15 protein-coding genes and 1 riboswitch are annotated in these 19,186 nt (G+C 63.0%); of the genes, 6 read left to right on the forward strand and 9 right to left on the reverse strand.

Annotated elements, in window-relative coordinates; translation table 11 throughout:
* Positions 1-57: 57 nt before the first annotated feature.
* Both DVH29_RS12680 and DVH29_RS12685 read right to left on the reverse strand, forming a co-directional pair.
* Positions 58-264 (reverse strand): hypothetical protein, encoded by a 207-nt coding sequence (locus DVH29_RS12680; RefSeq protein ID WP_147276087.1) that lies wholly within the window; start codon positions 262-264, stop codon positions 58-60.
* A 183-nt stretch (positions 265-447) separates the two neighbouring features.
* Entirely contained in the window at positions 448-1,011 is a 564-nt protein-coding gene (locus DVH29_RS12685; RefSeq protein WP_114646558.1) for a GcrA family cell cycle regulator, read from the reverse strand.
* Positions 1,012-1,462: 451 nt separating this feature from the next.
* On the opposite strand from DVH29_RS12685, the gene DVH29_RS12690 reads away from it, so the two are divergent.
* From DVH29_RS12690 to DVH29_RS12700, 3 genes are all read left to right on the forward strand, one after another.
* Positions 1,463-2,650 (forward strand): aspartate aminotransferase family protein, encoded by a 1,188-nt coding sequence (locus DVH29_RS12690; RefSeq protein ID WP_114646559.1) that lies wholly within the window; start codon positions 1,463-1,465, stop codon positions 2,648-2,650.
* Positions 2,651-2,685: 35 nt separating this feature from the next.
* Positions 2,686-3,603 carry an ornithine carbamoyltransferase gene (argF, locus tag DVH29_RS12695; protein ID WP_114646580.1) on the forward strand — a complete coding sequence of 306 codons (918 nt, stop codon included), beginning with the start codon at positions 2,686-2,688 and terminating at the stop codon, positions 3,601-3,603.
* A gap of 67 nt (positions 3,604-3,670) precedes the next feature.
* Positions 3,671-4,657 carry an Hsp33 family molecular chaperone gene (locus tag DVH29_RS12700; RefSeq protein ID WP_114646560.1) on the forward strand — a complete coding sequence of 329 codons (987 nt, stop codon included), beginning with the start codon at positions 3,671-3,673 and terminating at the stop codon, positions 4,655-4,657.
* A 120-nt stretch (positions 4,658-4,777) separates the two neighbouring features.
* Here the strand turns inward: DVH29_RS12700 and DVH29_RS12705 are convergent, their stop codons facing one another.
* The 4 genes from DVH29_RS12705 to metZ form a co-directional block, all read right to left on the reverse strand.
* Positions 4,778-6,727: a MacB family efflux pump subunit gene (locus DVH29_RS12705; RefSeq protein ID WP_114646561.1), complete on the reverse strand. Its 1,950-nt coding sequence runs from the start codon at positions 6,725-6,727 to the stop codon at positions 4,778-4,780.
* On the reverse strand, positions 6,724-7,911 hold the full coding sequence (locus tag DVH29_RS12710; RefSeq protein WP_158541664.1) for an efflux RND transporter periplasmic adaptor subunit: 1,188 nt from the start codon (positions 7,909-7,911) through the stop codon (positions 6,724-6,726). The genes DVH29_RS12705 and DVH29_RS12710 overlap by 4 nt, the downstream gene beginning before the upstream one ends.
* A gap of 117 nt (positions 7,912-8,028) precedes the next feature.
* On the reverse strand, positions 8,029-9,474 hold the full coding sequence (locus tag DVH29_RS12715; protein ID WP_114646563.1) for a TrkH family potassium uptake protein: 1,446 nt from the start codon (positions 9,472-9,474) through the stop codon (positions 8,029-8,031).
* A gap of 42 nt (positions 9,475-9,516) precedes the next feature.
* Positions 9,517-10,725 carry an O-succinylhomoserine sulfhydrylase gene (gene metZ, locus DVH29_RS12720; protein WP_114646564.1) on the reverse strand — a complete coding sequence of 403 codons (1,209 nt, stop codon included), beginning with the start codon at positions 10,723-10,725 and terminating at the stop codon, positions 9,517-9,519.
* A gap of 36 nt (positions 10,726-10,761) precedes the next feature.
* Positions 10,762-10,842, reverse strand: a riboswitch (SAM riboswitch).
* Between the two features lie 97 nt (positions 10,843-10,939).
* On the opposite strand from metZ, the gene DVH29_RS12725 reads away from it, so the two are divergent.
* Entirely contained in the window at positions 10,940-12,046 is a 1,107-nt protein-coding gene (locus DVH29_RS12725) for a 2'-deoxycytidine 5'-triphosphate deaminase (protein ID WP_114646565.1), read from the forward strand.
* A gap of 349 nt (positions 12,047-12,395) precedes the next feature.
* Here DVH29_RS12725 and proX read toward each other — a convergent pair whose 3' ends face one another.
* The 3 genes from proX to DVH29_RS12740 form a co-directional block, all read right to left on the reverse strand.
* Positions 12,396-13,421 carry a glycine betaine/L-proline ABC transporter substrate-binding protein ProX gene (gene proX / locus DVH29_RS12730; protein WP_114646566.1) on the reverse strand — a complete coding sequence of 342 codons (1,026 nt, stop codon included), beginning with the start codon at positions 13,419-13,421 and terminating at the stop codon, positions 12,396-12,398.
* A 127-nt stretch (positions 13,422-13,548) separates the two neighbouring features.
* Positions 13,549-14,481: an ABC transporter permease gene (locus DVH29_RS12735; RefSeq protein WP_114646567.1), complete on the reverse strand. Its 933-nt coding sequence runs from the start codon at positions 14,479-14,481 to the stop codon at positions 13,549-13,551.
* Entirely contained in the window at positions 14,474-15,745 is a 1,272-nt protein-coding gene (locus tag DVH29_RS12740; RefSeq protein WP_114646568.1) for a quaternary amine ABC transporter ATP-binding protein, read from the reverse strand. Before DVH29_RS12740 ends, DVH29_RS12735 begins: the two co-directional genes overlap by 8 nt.
* A gap of 905 nt (positions 15,746-16,650) precedes the next feature.
* On the opposite strand from DVH29_RS12740, the gene DVH29_RS12745 reads away from it, so the two are divergent.
* Complete coding sequence (locus DVH29_RS12745) at positions 16,651-18,390, forward strand: CocE/NonD family hydrolase (RefSeq protein ID WP_114646569.1); 1,740 nt, start codon at positions 16,651-16,653, stop codon at positions 18,388-18,390.
* A 56-nt stretch (positions 18,391-18,446) separates the two neighbouring features.
* A complete protein-coding gene (locus DVH29_RS12750; protein WP_114646570.1) occupies positions 18,447-18,893 on the forward strand; it encodes a cupin domain-containing protein in 447 nt (148 codons plus the stop codon).
* Positions 18,894-19,186 lie beyond the last annotated feature (293 nt).

The raw sequence follows: 19,186 nt of genomic DNA on the forward strand, positions 1-19,186 counted from the left end.
CTGAGGCCCCGTTCGAAAGAGCCGGGCCTTTCTCAAGGCTTAAATCCGATAACTCCCTTAGAAATGCGATACCTGCTCGGGCATGGGCCGGCGTGTGATGCGGATTTCCTGGGTGAGGGTTTCGATGACCTCATTGACCGTCACATGCGCCTCGGGATGGCGGGCGATAAGGTGACGGGCTTCGGATTCAATATCGAACGGACGAGCGCTGGACGCGACTTCGCGCAGGCGATCGGCGATATCCATCGCAAGCATTAGTTTCATAGCGCATTCTCCCTGCGCCCCCGTTGAGGGTCTTCTACCTGCCCTTCACCTGCGATTAGGCACAGTAAAACATGTCAACGTCAAGGCGGCTGATTTGTTCAACCGCGCATTTGGGGAGATGGCTGGTTAAATTGCGATGAAAGCCCGGCCGGCTTGCTTGAGCGGCCGTTTTTTAAAGGCCGATCAGCGCTTCTTGCGGTCGATCTGATGATAGGCGCGGCGGGAGTGGAACTCGCAATAGGGCTTGCCGTCTTCCGAAGCGCGCCCGCAGAAATGGAACTCGCTGCTCATCGGGTCCCCGATCGGCCATTTGCAGGTCTTTTCGCTCAGTTGCAGCAGGGAAATGCGTTCCTCGGGCGGGATGAACAGTTCGACGGCCTTGGTCACCGGCTCGACAAGGGTTTCCACCTCGATGTCCGCATCGATCTTGAGCGCCGTGGCGCCCATGATCGGGGCCGGGCTGCTCCGCCGCTGGCTCACCGCGCTCGCGGCCGCCGAAGCGGTGCCGCGCGGCGCGTTGGGACTGGCCGGCGCCGTGGGCCGGCGCGGCGCCGTAGGCCGGGGGGCCTTGGCGCGGGTCGAGACGCTGGCCGGTTTGGCGCGGGCCGAGAGCTTGAGCCGATGCACCTTGCCGATCACCGCGTTGCGCGTCACGCCGCCGCTGAGCTCCGCTGCGATCTGGCTTGCGCTGAGACCTTCCATCCAGAGTTTTTTCAGAAGTGCGACGCGCTCGTCCGTCCAGGTCATAACTAAGCTCCAGGCCGTAAGATATTCAGACTCGTATCTCATGCGGCCGAATTGCACATTCAGCCGCTTTGATACTAACTGTCGTATGCTGATGGGGTCCGCCACACGAGATGTCGTGTTCCCAATGGCTCCATACTACACAATCGGAGAAATTGGGCGCAAGGGCGGGCGGGGACTTTCCCAAGGGTTTCCCCCTTAATTTTGGCCGGCGATCCACAAAAGGGCAGGCTGTTGCCTTCGTGCACGGCTTGGCGGGCCGCACAGGGGTATGAATCTCCAATGTGGCGAAGTTGAGTCAGAAGAAGCCTCCGGTTTCCGGGCCTTGATTGACATTTCCCGCGCCGCCCAGCATAAGCAGGCGTGCAAAAAGGCGCGCTGCCGGCTTGGGTCGCGAGCGCGCTTTTCGCATTCCCGCTTCCGAAACCTCTGGCAACAGAAAAGGTCCACCAAAATGTCTGCGCTGTATGGCACGTATGCCCGGTCCGAACTCGCTTTCGAGCAGGGCGAGGGCGTGCGATTGTTCACCGCGGACGGGACCTCCTATCTCGATTTCAGCTCCGGCATCGCCGTCAACGCGCTCGGGCATGGCGATCCCCATGTGGTGACGACCCTCAAGGCGGCGGCCGACAAGGTGTGGCACACCTCCAACATCTTCCAGATCCCGGAGCAGGAGCGGCTGGCCCAGCGGCTGGTGGACGCGACCTTCGCCGACAAGGTGTTCTTCACCAATTCCGGCGCCGAGGCCCTCGAATGCGCCATCAAGACCGCCCGGCGCTATTTCTGGGACAAGGGCGAGAAGGACCGGGTGGAGATCATCGGCTTCGCCGGCTCCTTCCACGGGCGCACCATCGCCACCCTCGCGGCGGCCGGCAATCCGGCCTACACCGAGGGTTTTGGCCCCATGCCGGGCTATAAGCACCTTACGCCCGGCGATCTGGCGCTCGTCGAGGCCGCAATTGACAACAAGACCGCCGCGATCCTCATCGAGCCCGTGCAGGGCGAGGGCGGCGTCACCGCGTTTTCCGATGCCTATCTGCAGGGGCTGCGCCGCATCGCCGACCAGCACGGCATCCTGCTGATCTTCGACGAGGTCCAGTGCGGCTATGGGCGCACGGGCCGGTTCTTCGCCCATGAATGGGCCGGCATCGCGCCCGATATCATGGCCGTCGCCAAGGCGATCGGCAACGGCTTCCCCATGGGGGCGTGCCTGGCCACCGAGGAGGTCGCCCGCTGCATGGTCCCGGGCACCCACGGGTCGACCTATGGCGGCAATCCGCTGGCCTGTGCCATCGGCAATGCCGTGCTCGACCGCGTGCTCGAGCCGGGCTTTTTCCAGCATGTGGAGGCGATGGGGCAGGTCCTCGCCTATGAGCTGCAGCAATTGATCCAGAAATATCCCCATCTGGTCACCGAAGTGCGCGGCAAGGGGCTGATCGCCGGCATCAAGGTCACCCCGCCCGTCCGCGAGCTCGTGCAGCGCCTGCGCGACCACAAGCTGCTCACCGTTGCCGCCGGCGACAATGTCCTGCGTCTGCTGCCACCCTTGATCGTCAGCGAGGACGATGTGCGGGAAGCCGTCGGTATCGTCGCCCGCGTCCTGGCCGAATGGGACGCCGAGGCCGGGCAGGCGGGGCAATAGCCCTCGGGCCACCCCATGGATTCAGGATTGTGATGATGACAGCGAGACATTTCCTCGACCTCAAGGATTTTTCCGCCGCCCAGCTGCGCGGCATTCTCGACCTTGCCCATGAGCTCAAGCGTCGCCTCAAGGCCGGCGAGCGCCCGCCGCTGCTCAAGGACAAGGTGCTGGCCATGATCTTCGAGCGCCAGTCCACCCGGACCCGCGTTTCCTTCGATGTCGGCATGCGGCAATTGGGGGGCGAAACCCTCATGCTGACCGGCCAGGAAATGCAGTTGGCGCGTGAGGAGACCATCGAGGATACCGCCCGGGTCATGAGCCGCTATGTCGACGCGATCATGATCCGCATCCTCTCCCATGACGACCTCCTCGATCTGGCCGGCGCGTCCAGCGTTCCGGTGGTGAACGGGCTCACCCGGCGTAGCCATCCCTGCCAGGTGCTGGCCGACATCATGACCTTCGAGGAGCATGTGGGCCCGCTCGACGGCCGCAAGGTCGCCTGGATCGGCGATTCCAACAATGTGCTGGCCTCCTGGGTGCATGCGACGGCCCTGTTCGGCAATACGCTTTCGGTGGCCTGCCCCCGGGAATACGGGCCCGATCAGGGCCTGCTCTCCGACATCGCCGATGTGGAGGCCGTGCGCCTGGGGACCGATCCGGTCGAGGCCATAGCGCAGGCCGATCTCGTCATCACCGACACCTGGGTCTCCATGGGCGACACCGATGAGGGCGAGCGCCGGCGTATCTTGAAACCCTACCAGATCAACACCAGATTGATGGCCAACGCGGCACCCGGCGCGCTCTTCATGCATTGCCTTCCTGCCCATCGGGGCGACGAGGTCACCGACGAGGTGATCGACGGGCCGCAGTCGGTTGTCTTTGACGAAGCTGAAAACCGCCTGCATATCCAGAAGGCCATTTTGTGCTGGGTCTTCGGGATCGAAACGCTTTAGCCTCTTCGGGGATAAAGCCGGGCGGCCCTGCGTTTCCCAGGCGCGGACAATAAGGTTAGGACAGGAGATGAGCGAACTCTCTCTCGAACAGTTCGGGCTGGACCGGCCCGAAAGCGGCGACGACGTTGCCGTGCCCTTCACGCTTGAAACCCTCGACAGCCGGGGACGCGTCGTCCATCTGGGCGATGCGCTCGACGTGATCATCAACCGCCATGGCTATCCCGAGCCCGTGGCGCGCCTTCTGGGCGAAGCGACCACGCTGGCGGCGCTGATCGGCTCCTCGCTCAAATTCGAGGGCCGGTTCATCCTGCAATCGCGCACCGATGGTCCGGTGAGCCTGCTGGTGGTCGATTTCGATACGCCGGACGGCTTGCGCGCCTATGCGCGCTATGACGAGGAGGCGCTGGCCGCGCTGGCCAAGGCCGGCACCATCCGGCCGCAGGACCTCTTGGGCAAGGGCATACTGGCCCTCACCGTCGATCAGGGCGCCCATATGGATCGCTATCAGGGCATCGTGGCGCTCGAAGGCGAAAGCCTCGAAGAGGTCGCCCATACCTATTTCATGCAGTCCGAGCAGATTCCGACCCGGGTCCGCCTCGCGGTGGCCGAGCATTCCATGAAGGGCCAGTCGCGGCCGTCCTGGCGCGCCGGCGGCGTCTTGCTGCAGCATCTGCCCGAGCATGGCGGGCGCACCATGCCCGACCTGCCCGGCGACGGCGATTTCGACAACCCGGAAACCGCCGATACCGACTTTGCCGAGGACAACCGCTGGGCCGAGGCGCGGGCCCTCATGGACACGCTCTCCGATGCCGAGCTGGCCGATCCCGACATCTCGCCCGAACGGCTGCTGTTCCGCCTCTATCACGAGACCGGCGTCCGGGTCTTTGAGCCCCAGCATCTGGTCGAACGCTGCACCTGCTCGGCCGAGCGCGTGGAGCAGATGATCTATGACTTCACGCCTGAGGACCGCGCCGACATGGTGGTGGACGGGCAGATCGAAGTGGTGTGCGAGTTCTGCTCCACCCATTATCACTTCAATCCCAATCAGTTCTGATCGGGATCGTGACACGGAAAAAGGCGGCCTGGAGTGTTTCCAGCAAAAGTGGACACCACTTTTGCGGTTCGGAAACGCGACAAATCTTAGGCCGCCTTTTTTTGTTGCCTGGGGCCGCTGCTATTCCCGCGCCAGGGCGTCCACCGGATCGAGCCGCGCGGCCGAGCGGGCCGGCATGAAGCCGAAGACGATGCCGATCAGCGAGGAGGAGATGAAGGCCGCGACGATGGTGGAGAGGGAATAATCCAGCCGCGCATCGGGCATCAGCGCCGTCAGGCCCTGGCCGAAGGCGAAGGACAGCCCGACCCCGGCCAGCCCGCCGATGATGCACACCAGCACCGCCTCGATGAGGAATTGCTGCATGATGTCGGCCTGCCGCGCCCCGATCGCCATGCGCACGCCGATCTCCTTGGTGCGCTCCGAGACCGAGACCAGCATGATGTTCATCACCCCGATGCCCCCGACCACCAGCGAGATCAGCGCGATGGCCGAGATCAGCAGGGTCAGCGTTTGCGTGGTGCTCTGGATGGTCTCACGGATCGTGTCGGTGTTCTGCAGTGTGAAGTCCACCACCCCGTGGCGCTGCCGCAATATGGCGGTGATCAGGTTCTCCGCCTCCGTGGCATCGACCGTGTCGGCGAGCCGCACCGAGATGGCGCTGAGATGGCGCTGGCCCAGCATGCGCGACATCACCGTCGTATAGGGCAGCCAGACATTGAGCTGGTTGCCGAACCCGAAGCCCAGGGTCTGGTCCTCGATGACGCCGATGACCCGCACCGGCACATTGCCCAGGATGATCACCTGGCCGAGCGCCGACCGGCTGTCGCCGAACAGCGTCTGCGCCGCGGTCTCGTCAAGGATCGCTTCCTGGCTGCGCGTGTCGACGCTGGTCTGGTTGAAGGTCACGCCCGTGATGAAGGTGCGGCCGTTGACCCGAAAATAATCGGCGCCCACCCCGCTCACCGAGGCATTGGCCGAGACGTTCCTGTATCCCACCCGCTGGCTGGAGGAGACCTGCGGCGTCACGCTGTCGGCGAAACTCTCCGCCGCCAGCGCCTCGGCGTCGGCCGGGACGAGGGTCCGGATATTGCCCGCCCGCCGGTCGGCGGCGCTGGTGCCGGGCATGATGTTGATGGTGTTGGTCCCGATCGCCGATATGCTTTCGAGCACCTGCTGCTGGCTGCCCTGTCCGAGCGCCACCACCGAGACCACCGAGGCGATGCCGATGATGATGCCCAGCATGGTGAGGAAGGTGCGCAGCCGATGGGCCCCCATGGCGCGCACGGCCATGGAGAACGCTTCGCCGAACCGGTCTATGCCGCCGCGCCACAGGGGCGCGCGGCGCAGCCCCGCCGCCTGCTCCGCGCGGCCCGATACGGCCGCGGTCTTGGCCGTGTCGGAGATGATCACGCCGTCCTTGATCTCGACGACGCGCTGGCATTGCGCCGCGATTTCCGGATCGTGGGTCACGATGATGATCGTGTGGCCTTCCCCGTGCAACTCCTGCAGCAGCGCCATCAGTTCGGTGCCCGAGCGCGAGTCGAGCGCTCCGGTGGGCTCGTCGGCGAGAATGACCTCGCCGCCATTCATCAGGGCCCGCGCCACCGAGACGCGCTGCTGCTGCCCGCCCGAGAGCTCGGACGGCTTGTGCGATAGCCGCTCGCCCAGCCCCAGCCGGGTGAGCAGGTCGGCGGCGCGTTGGCGCCGTCGCTTGCGATCGGCCCCGGCATAGACGGCGGGGACCTCGACATTTTCCACCGCATCGAGCTCGGTCAGCAGCTGGTAGCGCTGGAAGATGAAGCCGAAATGCTCGCGGCGCAATTCGGCCAGCCCGTCCGCCGACAATTTGCGCACGTCCTTGCCGGCAAAGGTGTAGCTGCCCGTCCAGCCGTCATCGAGGCACCCGAGGACGTTCATCAGGGTCGATTTCCCCGAGCCGGACTGGCCGATGATGGCCACCATCTCGCCCGCATGGACGTCGAGGTCGACATCCTTGAGCACCGCCAGCTTTTCGTCCCCGGCCTGGTACTCCCGCCGCAGCTTGCGAATGGAGATGATCGGCTGGCTCATCGGAACATCATCGGGCCGCGCGGCGCCCCGCCCAGTCCCATGCCCCCGCCGGTGAAGCCGGCCGGGCCGGCCACCGTGCCGGCGGAGTCGACCAGAAGGTCGCCCTCGGCGACGCCCTCGACGATTTCCGCCGTGATATTGTTGTTGAGCCCGACCGTCACCGGGCGCGATTCCGTCGTGCCCCGCACGGGGTCGTAGACCAGCACGCTGGCCCCGTTCGGCCCGTTGCTGATCGCCGAGGCGTTGACGACGAGGGCGTCCTCGGCCTCGTCGAGCACGATGGTCACCTCCGCCGTCATCGAGATGCGCAGCATGTGGTCGGGATTGGGTACGGTGAAGCGGCCATTGTAATAGATGGCCGACGAGGTCGTCGCCGTGTCCGAGGTTATGGAGTCCGGGGCGGGCTCCACATCGACCAGCGTGGCGCCGATCTCATTGTCGGGATCGCCCAATATGGTGAAATAGACGCGCTGTCCCGGCCGCACGCGCGGCACGTCGGCTTCCGAGATTTCCGCCTTGACGATCATGGTGTCGAGATTGGCGATCTTGACGATGGTCGGCGTATCGGCATTGGCGTTGACCGTCTGGCCCTGCTCGGCCATGACCGCCACCACGGTCCCGGCGCTGGGCGCGGTGATTTTCGTGCGGTCGAGGTCGAGATTGGCCGATTCCACGCTGAGCCGGGCCTGCAGGATCTGCGCCTCGAACTGCTCGACCTGCGCGGCGGCGACTTCGGCGGCGATCTCGGCCGCTTCGAGTTCCGAGGCGGTGATGAGGTTCTGGCTGCGCAATTGCTGCGACCGCGCCAGCGTCTGCTGCGCCTGGCGCGCATTGGCTTCCTGGATGCGCTTCTGCGCTTCGGCGCTGGCCAGGGCCGCCTCGGCGGCACGGACCGCGTTTTCCTGTTCCAGCGAGTCGATTTCCGCGATCAGTTCGCCGGCCTCCACATGCTGGCCCAGGGCGACGTGCAGCGCGTTGATGCGGCCCGATACCTGCGCCCCGACATTGACCAGCGACCGCGCTTCGAGGATGCCGCTCGCCAGCACCGAGACCTCCACCGAGCCCCGGGTCACCTCGCTGGTGCGCGGCGCGGCGACGGGGGCCGGCTCGGCATAATACTGCCACGCGAAATAGGCCGCGGTGGCCAGTGCGATGACGATGAGAAGACGGATAACGAGTTTCAAGAGCGGGTCCGGTGTCGATTGGCAAATAGGGTGTTCGGCGTACCTTAGGAGATGGTCATCCCGGCGTAACGTTAGAAATCGGTAATGCTGCTGACATTTTGGTTAGGTCCGGCAGCATCAGGCGCGCCAGAAGCGCGGCGTGAGCAGCACGAGGATCATCATCACCTCGAGGCGCCCCACCAGCATCCCGACCGTCATCAGCCATTTTGCGACGTCGGGAAGCTCGGCGAAGCTGCCGGCCGGTCCCAGTTCCCGGCTCAGCCCCGGCCCCACATTGGAAATGGTCGTCGCGGCCGTGCCCAGCGCATCGAGCGGCGCGAGGCCCGAGAGCGACAATAGCACGGCCAGGATCAGAAAGCTGGCGAAATAGACGAAGACGAAGCTCTGCACCGAGATCGAGACGCTGTCGGGCAGCGGGCGGCCATTATAGCGCTTCACATAGACCATGGAGGGGAAAACGATCTGCCGCACATGCTGGTAGAGATCGCGGGCCAAGACCTGGAACCGGAAGATCTTGATGCCGCACGAGGTCGAGCCGGTGCAGCCGCCGATGAACATGATGACGAAGAACAGCGACACCGCCAGCGGCCCCCATTGGGAGAAGTCCGCCATGCCGAACCCGCTGCCGGTCATCACCGACACCACCGAGAAAAGGCCCTGCCGCACCGCCAGCTCGCCCTCGGCAACATCGCCGGACAGTTGCACGAAGACGATGATCAGCGTCGCAAGGCCGATGAGATAGAGAAACAGCCGCACCTGGGAATCGCGCACCAATTGCACCACGCTGCCCTGCAAGACGCCGATATAAAGGACGAAGGGCAGGGCGCCGAGGATCATGAAGACCACGGCGATATAGTGGATGGCGCCCTGCTCGAACGCGCCGAGCGAGGCGTCCCGGGTCGAGAACCCGCCCGTCGCCACCGTCGAGAAGGCATGCACCACCGCGTCGAAGGCGGGCATGCCGGCCATCCAGTAGGCGAGCGCGCAGGCGAGGGTCAGCAGGCTGTAGATCACCGTCATCGCCGTGGCGATCTGGGCCGCGGCGGGCAAGATCTTGTCCGGCGTCTCGAAGGCCTCGGCACGGAACATCTGCATGCCGCCCACCCGCAGCATGGGCAGGACCGCGATGGCCATTACCACCACGCCCAGCCCGCCCAGCCATTGCAGCAGTCCCCGCCAGAGCAGGATGCCCGGCGGGCTGGTGTCCAGCGCGGTGAGCACCGTCGCCCCTGTGGTGGTGATCCCCGACATGGATTCGAACAGGGCGTCGGTCATGCTCAGCCCGAGGTCGGAGAGATAGAGCGGCAGCGCCCCGAACGCGGTGAGCACGATCCATATGGACACGGTCATCAGGAAGGCCTGCCGCAGCGTGAGCCGCGCCTCGCCGCCCCGGGCCGCCAGCCACAGTCCTCCGCCCAGGAAAAGGGTGATCGCCGATGAGGAGGCAAAGACCAGCCAGTCGGCATTGCCGGCCAGGAAGTCGGCCGCCGCCGGCAGCAGCATGGCCAGTCCCAGACCGGCGGTCAGCGCGCCCACGGCCGAAAATATGGTGCGAAAATCCATGCCCGGCCACGCCGCGCCCCGACAATGATCCTGGGCCGGAGTCTAAACCTGATCGAGCGCGAACGAAAGGTCCGCGATGAGATCGTCCGCGTCCTCCAGCCCCACCGAGAGGCGCAGGAGGCCGGGGGTGATGTCCATCTCCGCCTTCTCGGCATCGGAGAACCGCTCATGGGTGGTGGTCGCCGGATGCGAGATGATCGATTTGGCGTCGCCCAGATTGTTGGAGATGGCGATGATGGCCAGCGCGTCGGCCAGCTTGAAGGCCGCTTCCTTGCCGCCCCGGGGCGTAAACGAGACCAGCGTCGACCCGCCGCTCATCTGCCGCCGCGCCAGATCGTATTGCGGATGGCTCTTGTGATGGGGATAGCTGATCAGCTCGATCTTGGGATGGTTGGCAAGGAAATCGGCGATGCGCCCGGCCGTCTCGGTCATGGCCTTGACCCGCAGCGACAGGGTTTCCAGCCCCTTGAGCAGCACCCAGGCATTGAACGGGCTCATCGAGGGCCCGGTCTGGCGGATCAGGGTGTGGATATCGCCACCGACGATGTCCCTGTTGCCCAGGATCACCCCGCCCATGGCCCGGCCCTGCCCGTCCATATGCTTGGTCGCCGAATAGGTGACGATATCGGCCCCCAGCTCCAGCGGCTTCTGCCAGATCGGGGTGGCGAACACATTGTCGACGATCAGCACCGCGCCATGCGCGTGGGCGATCTCGGCCACCGCCCTGAGGTCCACCAGCTCGAGGGTGGGATTGGTCGGGGTCTCGACGAAAACCACCTTGGTGTTGGGGCGCATGGCGCGGGCGAAATTGTCCGGGTCCCGGCCGTCGACCAGGGTCGAGGCCACCCCGAAGCGCGGCATATGGGTTTCCACCACATAGCGGCAGCCCCCGAACAGGGCGCGCGCCGCGACGATATGGTCGCCGGCCCGCAACTGGCTCATCACCGCCGTGGTCACCGCCGCCATGCCGGTGGCGGTGCCGCGCGCCAGTTCGGCCCCTTCGAGGAGCGCGGCGCGCTGCTGGAACATCTCGACCGTGGGGTTGGAAAAGCGCGAATAGATATGGCCGGGCTCCTCCCCGTTGAAGCGCGCCTCGGCGCCGGCCGATGTGGGATAGACGAAGCCGGAATTGAAGAAGATCGCCTCCGAGGTCTCCCCGTGCTGACTGCGTTCCAGGCCGCCATGCACCACCAATGTCTGGGCCTTGCGGGCCTTGGGGTCGAAGAGGGGATTGGCGGATTTATCGGCCATGGCGGTTCCTCAAAAACAAAAACCGGCGCGCGTGAGCGGCCGGTGCATATGGTCTCTTTAGCAGACTTGTTTTAGGTGGCCTGCAATCGGACCGGCCAAATCACCACCAACCGAGGTTCAATTCGGTCAGCGCTGACTTACTGCCAAAACCCGCTTGGCGTCAATCGCCTCAATTGCTAAGCCAAGCCTGTGTTGTTCGTCGGAGGCGTAGGGGATGACTGAAACTGCTTGGCCCAAGGGCATCTTCTCGGCCCGGCTGATCCATGCCCTCACCGATGGCGGCCATATCGCCTCCGAGCGCCCCTATGACGGCGACCAGGTCCAGCCGGCCAGCCTCGATCTGCGCCTGGGGCAAACCGCCTTCCGGGTGCGCTCGAGTTTCCTGCCCGGGCCGCGAAAGACCGTGGCTGACCGCATCGACCGCCTCAAGCTCCATGAGATCGACCTGACCAAAGGGGCGGTGCTCGAACGCGGCTGCGTCTATATCGTGCCCCTGCTCGAACGCCTCGCCCTGCCGGCGGAGGTGAGCGCTTCGGCCAATCCCAAATCCTCGACCGGGCGGCTCGATATTTTCACCCGGGTCATCGCTGATGGCGCCCGCTCCTTCGATACGGTCCCGGCCGGCTACGAGGGCGCGCTCTATCTCGAGATTTCGCCCCGCACCTTCCCCGTCCTGGTGCGCACCGGCTCGCGCTTGTCGCAGATGCGCTTCCGGGTCGGCGATGTCCGGCTTTCGGCCCCCGAGCACAAGGCGCTTCATGCCGAGCAGACTCTGGTGTTCGATCCCAACATGGATGTGGGCGACGGCGTGTCGCTGTCTATCGATCTGGTCGGCGACGGGCGCGATGGCCTCATCGGTTTCCGCTCCAAGCGGCACACCGCCGTGGTGGATGTCGACAGGAAGAATGCGCTCGATGTGCTCGATTATTGGGAGCCGCTGGTCAATCGCGGCGACAACGAGCTGATCCTCGACCCCGACGAATTCTATATTCTGGTCAGCCGCGAAAGCGTGCATGTGCCGCCGGACTACGCTGCGGAAATGGTCCCGTTCGATCCGCTGGTCGGCGAGTTCCGGGTGCATTATGCCGGCTTTTTCGATCCCGGCTTCGGCCACTCCGCCGCCGGCGGCGAGGGTTCTCGCGCGGTCCTCGAAGTGCGCAGCCGCGAAGTGCCCTTCCTGCTCGGCCACGGCCAGACCATCGGCCGGCTGGTCTACGAGAAAATGGCCGAACGCCCCGCCGCGCTCTACGGCTCGGCCCTGGGCTCCAACTATCAGGCGCAGAGCCTGAAACTCTCCAAGCACTTCCGGCCCTATCCCTGAGTTGGCTATCGTTCCCCTGGCTCCACCCCACCCTTAATCCCTCCCCCTTGAGAGGAGGGGTTGGGGGTGGGGGACTGCTGAGGCGGCGGATGGAACACGGGTTGCGAGCGTCCCCGGCAAGCTCAGCGCCCCCCTCATCCCCGACCCTTCTCCCACCAGGGGAGAAGGGGGCTCTTTTGGTTTGCGCCAACGCCTCCCACCCTCGGTTCCCCTTCTCCCCTGGTGGGAGAAGGTGCCCCGAAGGGGCGGATGAGGGGGGCTCTGAGCTTGCCCCATCCCCCACCTCTCTCACGCAAAAAGAAAGGCCGGGGTCTCCCCCGGCCTCCATCGTTTCTCTCAAGGGCTCGCGTCAGGAAGCAGCGTCCCGCGCGGCTTCGAGCCATCCATCCACGGCGTCGCGATTGTCTTCGATCCACTGGCTGGCCTGCGCCTCGATGTCGTCGTCGCCCGCATTCATCGCCGCGTTCTGTGCGTAGATGTCGGTCAGCGGAATCTCCACCGCGTCGAGCAGCGCGCCCACCGCCGGGTTCGCCTCGAGGAACGCCGAATTGACCACCGGCACGATATCGTTGGCCGGGAAGCCCAGCATGCACGGATCGTTGACGCACCCCTCGACGCCGTCCAGCGTCGCCGCATCGGCCAGGTCCATCAGATCCTCGGGCAGATCGACCTCGGGCACCTCGATCCACATCACGTCCTCGCCCGGCACCAGTTCGTTCACCGTCCAGTTCGGCGTCCAGGTGTAGAACAGGATGTTCTCGCCGCTTTCATAGGCGGCAACCGCGTCGGCCATCGCCGCCGCATAGCCGGCCTTGATCGGGTTGATATGCTCGCGCAGGCCATAGGCGTCCATATGGTGCTCGATATTGATCTCGCAGCCCCAGCCCGGCGGGCAGGCGACCAGATCGGCCAGCCCGTCGCCATTGCGGTCGAAGGCGGCCTTGACGTCATCGCGCTTGAAATCCTCGAGCGAGGTGATGCCGAATTCCTCGACCGCCGATCTGTTGACCAGATAGCCTTCCAGCGCGCCGCCCCGGGCGACCGCGCCGACGATCTCGGCGCCTTCCGAAAAGATCGGCTCATAGGTGTTGTGCAGCGGGAACCACCCGTCGACCCACAGCGTCACGTCGCCCAGCGCTACCGACTGGTAGAAGGGCGGGTTGTCGAGCGTGATGGCCGGATCGACCGTATAGCCCAGTTCCTGGAACAGCTGGCGATAGATTTCGGTATGGAACCAGCCGGTGTCCCAGGTCGGCTGCGCCATGACGATCGAAACGCCCTCGCCCGGATTGTCCTGGGCGATCGCGGCGACCGGCGCTGCCCCCAGAAGGGTTGCGGCGGAAAGGGTTGCGAAGGATTTTTTGAGACTGAACATAGCTGTCTTTGTCTCCTTTTCTTTGGTTCTCAAATGGACGGGCGAAGCGCCCGCCATGCGAAGCCCGATAAAGACACGGGCGATAGAAGCGGCGGCCAAAAAACCGCCGCGTCATCTCGGATGCGGGCTAAGCCCTCTCGGTCTTGCGCACGGTCTCGGTGCCGCGCAGCCGGACGAGGTTGAACAACACCTGCCGCAGCGAAACCGTCTCGCTGCGATTGGCTTCCCCCAGCCCCTGGGTGATGCGGTCGAGCACGATGGCGAGGATCACGATGCCGACGCCCCCGGCCGTCGCGCCGCCCACATCGAGCCGGCCCAGCCCGGTATTGACCACCAGCCCCAGCCCGCCGGCCCCGATCAGGGCGGCGATGACCACCATGGACAGCGCCAGCATCAGCGTCTGGTTGAGCCCGGCCATTATGGTGCGCATGGCGAGGGGGATCTGCAGGTCCCACAGCATCTGCCAGGCGGTCGAGCCGAAGGCCTGCGCCGCCTCGACCAGGTCGCCCCGCACATTGCGGATGCCCAGATTGGTCAGGCGGATGATGGGCGGCAGCGCGAAGATGATCGTCGCGATGATGCCCGGCGCCATGCCGACGCCGAACAGCATCACGATCGGCACCAGATAGACGAAACTGGGGATGGTCTGCATGATGTCGAGCACCGGGCGGACGATCTTCCAGGTGAGATCGCTGCGCGCCGAAACGATCCCGACCGGAATGCCGATCACCGCGCAGAACAGCACCGAGGTGATGATCATGGCCAGGGTGGTCATGGTTTGCGGCCACAGCCCGATCATGTCGATGAAGGCAAAGCCGATCAGCGTGAAGATGGCGATGCCCCGGCCGGCCCATTTCCAGGCCGCCAGCGCGAAGACGCCGGTGGTCAGCAGCATGGGCAGGGCGTTGAAGAAATCGTTGAGCGCGTTGAGCACCAGGGTGATGGGAACCTGCGCCGCGCGGAAGGCCGGCCGGAAATTGGGCACCAGCCAGCCGCGCACGAAATCGTTGACCCAGTCGGCGAAGGGGATCGTGAGGAGGTCGCCGGGACTATCAAGCATTTGCGCTCTCCTTTGGGGTTTTCTCGTGTGCCGCTTCGGGCGCGGCGTCGGTTTCCGCCGGCGGCTCTTCCGCTTCGCCATCCCCTGAGAGTTGCGCGAACACCGCTTCGGGCTCGATGACGCCGACCAGCCGGTCCTTGTCGTCGGTCACCGCGATCGGCAGGCCGGCGCTGGCGGCGCCATAGAGGTCGGCCAACTGCTGGTCCGCGTCGGCGGTGGGGTATTCGGTCAGCATGACCTCTTCGAGCACCGGCGCGGGCGTCGTTTCGTCGAAGGTCGCGGCGGCAAGGTCCTGATAGGTGACCACCCCGGCCACGTTGTTTTTCCCGTCCACCACGTAAAGCGCGTTGCGGTTGAGTTCTTCCATGGCCCGCATGGCGTCTTCGGCATTGTCCGAGCCCAGCTTGACCGCGGCGGGATCGTTGGAGACGTCCTCGGCGGTGAACACCCGCCCCCGGTCGATATCGGCCACGAAGGCGGCGACATAATCGTCGGCCGGGTGGGAGACGATCTCCTGCGCCGTGCCCACCTGCACGAAGCGCCCATCCTTCATGATGGCGATCTTGTCGCCCAGCAGCAGGGCTTCGTTGAGGTCGTGGGTGATGAAGACAATGGTCTTTTTCAGCGTCCGCTGCAAAGCCAGCAATTCGTCCTGCATCTCGCGCCGGATGAGGGGGTCGAGCGCGCCGAACGGCTCGTCCATCAGCAGCACTTGCGGGCCGTTGGCCAGCCCGCGCGCCAGGCCCACCCTTTGCTGCATGCCGCCCGAAAGCTCGGAGGGCAGGCTGTCGGCCCAGGGCGCGAGGCCCACCTGGTCCAGCGCCTTGAGCGCCAGTTCGCGCCGCTCCGCCGGCTTGATGCCCTTTACCTTGAGCCCATAGGCGGCGTTCTCGGCCACGGTCCAGTGGGGAAACAGCGCGAAGTGCTGGAACACCATGGTGATCTTGTCGCGGCGGATGCGGCGCAACTGCTCCTTGGAACAGGTCGCGACGTCGTCCTCATCGATCATGATATGGCCGGAGGTGGGGGCGATCAGGCCGTTGAGCATGCGCACCAGGGTCGATTTGCCGGATCCCGAGAGTCCCATGACGACGAAGATTTCCCCTTCGTCCACATCGAAGCTCGCATCCTGCACGCCGACCGTGGCGCCCGTGGCTTCCAGAATGTCTTCCTTGGATTTCCCCTCCGCGAGGAGGGCTCTGGCGTGTTCCGTCTTTTCACCAAAGATTTTGAAGACGTTTTTGACGGATAACTTGGCTGGCATGAATCTCCTTTGCGTTGAACCATGCACAAACAATCAATATTGGTTCGTATTCGCTTTTGTGGTCCCTAATACAATAGAGGTCCAGGCCAGATCCGCCTGCGGCGCCGGCTGGGTGTCTCAGTTCATCAGGCTGTTGATCCAAGACAATAGGGGAGTGGGGCGGAGATATCAACAGCGCGTGCCGATTTTTTGCCTTATTTTGGGCTGGCGCCCGCGCTTTCGTGACTGGAGTTCCCGCCGAAACCCCCGGAAAAACTATCGTTTCACTGGCAATGATCGAGGGCATCGCCAAGCGCCCCGCTCCCTTGACGCGCCCCCGGATTTGCCGCAAACAGGCTTTGGTCCGCGGGTGTAGCTCAATGGTAGAGCAGAAGCTTCCCAAGCACTCATTGTAAGCTTTCCCAAACACCCCTGGGCATCTTTGTCTTTCCCAACTCATTGAAGCGTATTCGCTTTTTCCGTTCTGCGCATTACGTAGCGTTCTGGTGTCTACGCAGGCGTGCTGCAAAACTGCTACGAACGGACGACGGCGATGGCAAAGCTGAAATTCACGACGACCTCACTCAACCGCCTGTCAAAAAGGGAAAACAGGCAGTGAAACAAACAAAATACGCCCCAATCTGCGCCAAATGTTCTGACGACGGACAGTGGACGACTTTTGCGCCGCCCGCAGCCGGACAATCCCGCCGCTACCGTGGCCTAATTTTCCACCGCCGTTCTCAGGTCAGAGCCCGTCCGTGCGATTCTACTTTCGATAACACAAAGTTATCGCACGCCGTTCCGACGGCATTTGACCGACGATCAAGTCTATAGTTTTCTGCTCCTAAAGCACTACCAGCAACCTCATGCGTGCTGCCGTTCACCGCGGCCGAGCGCGAGCGAGGCAGCACTAATGGAGGGATCATATGCCTGTTGTTTATGAGGTCGAAAAGAAGAACAAGACCGGCCACGATATCGTCATGGAGCATGATGTGGACGTGCCCATGCGGGACGGCGCCACACTTAAGGCCAACGTCTTTCGGCCCAAAACGCCCGGAAAATATCCCGTTATCATTACCCTTGGTCCTTATGGCAAGGATCTTCATTTCTCTAACCATCGCAAGGACACTTGGGATACGCTGGTCAAGAACTGTCCGGACGTTTTTGAGCATTCTACCGGCAAGTGGATGGCGTTTGAAACACCCGATCCGGAGGTCTGGGTCCCCCATGGATATGTGACCGTGCGTGTCGACTCGCGCGGCTTGTGCAAATCCCCTGGCAAGATGGACGTCAATAGTCCCCAGGAGTTCGCAGACTATTATGACGCTATTGAGTGGGCGGGCACCCAATCCTGGTCCAGTGGCAAAGTCGGTTTGCTGGGGATATCATATTTTGCTTGCGGGCAGTGGATGGTGTCTTCGCTGCGCCCGCCTCATCTGGCGGCGATACAACCCTGGCAGGGTACGTCGGACTTTTATCGGGGCCGTACCCGTACGGGCGGCATGTTCTGTGATGGTTTCGTGCATTTCTGGTGGGCGCGTAATCTTCAAAGGCAGCACGGCAACCCGAACTGTGATCTGGTCGACATGGTCACCGGAGAGCGCCTGAGTGGTTCAGGCAATCTAAGTGAAGAAGAGTTGCGCGCTAACCGCTTCGACTACATCCAAGGGGTGTTGGATCATCCCCTGTGCGATGAGTACTACACGTCCAGATCGGGCGATTTGAGCCAGGTCTCGCTCCCAGCGCTTGTTGTCGCCAACTGGGGAGGGCTGGGCTTGCATCTCAGGGGAACGGTTACCGGATTCATGGGACTGGCGTCTGAGCAGAAGTGGCTGAAAATTCAATCGGGTTCGTACTTTGCCACGTTCTTCCAACCTGAATCCGTTCTTCTCCAACGAAAGTTCTTCGACCGCTACCTCAAGGATGAGGACAATGGCTGGGAGAGTGAGCCGAGGGTGGAAGTGATGGTTCGGGGACCCGGGGACTCAGTAGCGGAGACCCTTACCAGCAAAAGCTGGCCACTGGATGGCACGAGTTGGCAAAAACTTTACCTGAACGCGCCCGAACTTATCCTGGATGCCGAGCCTGCGAAGATCATAGGTGAGACTACATACCCTGCGTTATCGGAGGGTGTTACATTTGCAACCGGCCCGCTTGAAACGGATCTGACGCTTGCAGGGCCGTTCAAGGCGCATCTCCATGTATCGTGCGACAAGCCAGACATGGATTTGTTTGCAACAATACAGGCTTTCGATCCTGATGGCGATGAAGTGACCTTCGCTGCAGCCGATGAACCCAAGCTTCCGGTCTCGCAAGGTTGGCTCCGCGTCACCCATCGGAAGCTCGACGATTCTCGCACGACAGACTGGATGCCTTGGCACGCTCACGATGAAGAACAGCCGCTCACACCGGGTCACATTTACCAGATTGAGGTAGAGATCTGGCCAGCAAGCATTGCGCTAACCAAAGGTTCAAGACTGTCGCTAACCCTACAGGGCAAAGATTTTGAAAGGCCGGGGGCTACTGGCAAGATGAAAGGCTCCGGACTGTTTACACATAACGACCCCACTGACCGGCCCGTCGACAGGTTTAACGGAAATCACACGATATACACCGGAGGCGACTATGCGTCGTATTTGCAAGTCCCGGTGATCGCGAGCAGCTAAGCCTCGACGCGCTCAACATCCAATTAAATTCGCATATTGCAGAGGAGGACAAAGCAATGACATTTCCACCACGAAGGATCGTGACTGGTCACCAAGACGGCAAGGCTGTCGTATTAATAGATGAAGTTTGTGCGAATACGAAATCGCGCCGACCCGGGGGAACTACTTGCGTCTTGTGGAGCACGGAAGGGTATCCAGTCGACAACACCGGCGAAGAAGATGCTTCCTTGCGCGAGGTACCCATTGCTCTTCCCAATGGCACCGTGTTCCGACTACTAAAAATTGATCCGCATTACGAGCCGCACATGCACCGCACTGACTCCGTAGACTACGCGATTGTGATTGAAGGCGAATGTGACATGCAACTCGACGACGAGGAGCAGGTGCATGTTAAAGCTGGGGACGTAATCGTCCAGCGCGGCACTAACCATATGTGGGTCAATCGCGGCTCCGAATCGTGCGTCATCGCCTTCATCATGATTGGTGCAGTGCCTGCCATTTAGTCTTGCCGGCGATTTGTACGCTCCAATCGACCTTCCGGACCAAGAAGGCGCGCTCCCATACCGAGAAGCTATATGTTATATGGCGCGCTTCGTGGGCCTCGATCAGATACGTCGCCTAAAAAATATTTATTTTTTAGTATTTTAAGTCGATACTGGCGTCTGTTTTAAATCATAACGCGTGCTGGATCAGCTCACTCATCAGAGAAATTATACGGAATGGGATAACTATTGATTATACCCTGCTTGACCGTTAGTCTAACTTCGCGCGGGTATCCAAGTGAGGAGAGACTAAA

This window comes from Pelagibacterium lacus (genome assembly GCF_003345525.1).
Classification (GTDB): domain Bacteria; phylum Pseudomonadota; class Alphaproteobacteria; order Rhizobiales; family Devosiaceae; genus Pelagibacterium; species Pelagibacterium lacus.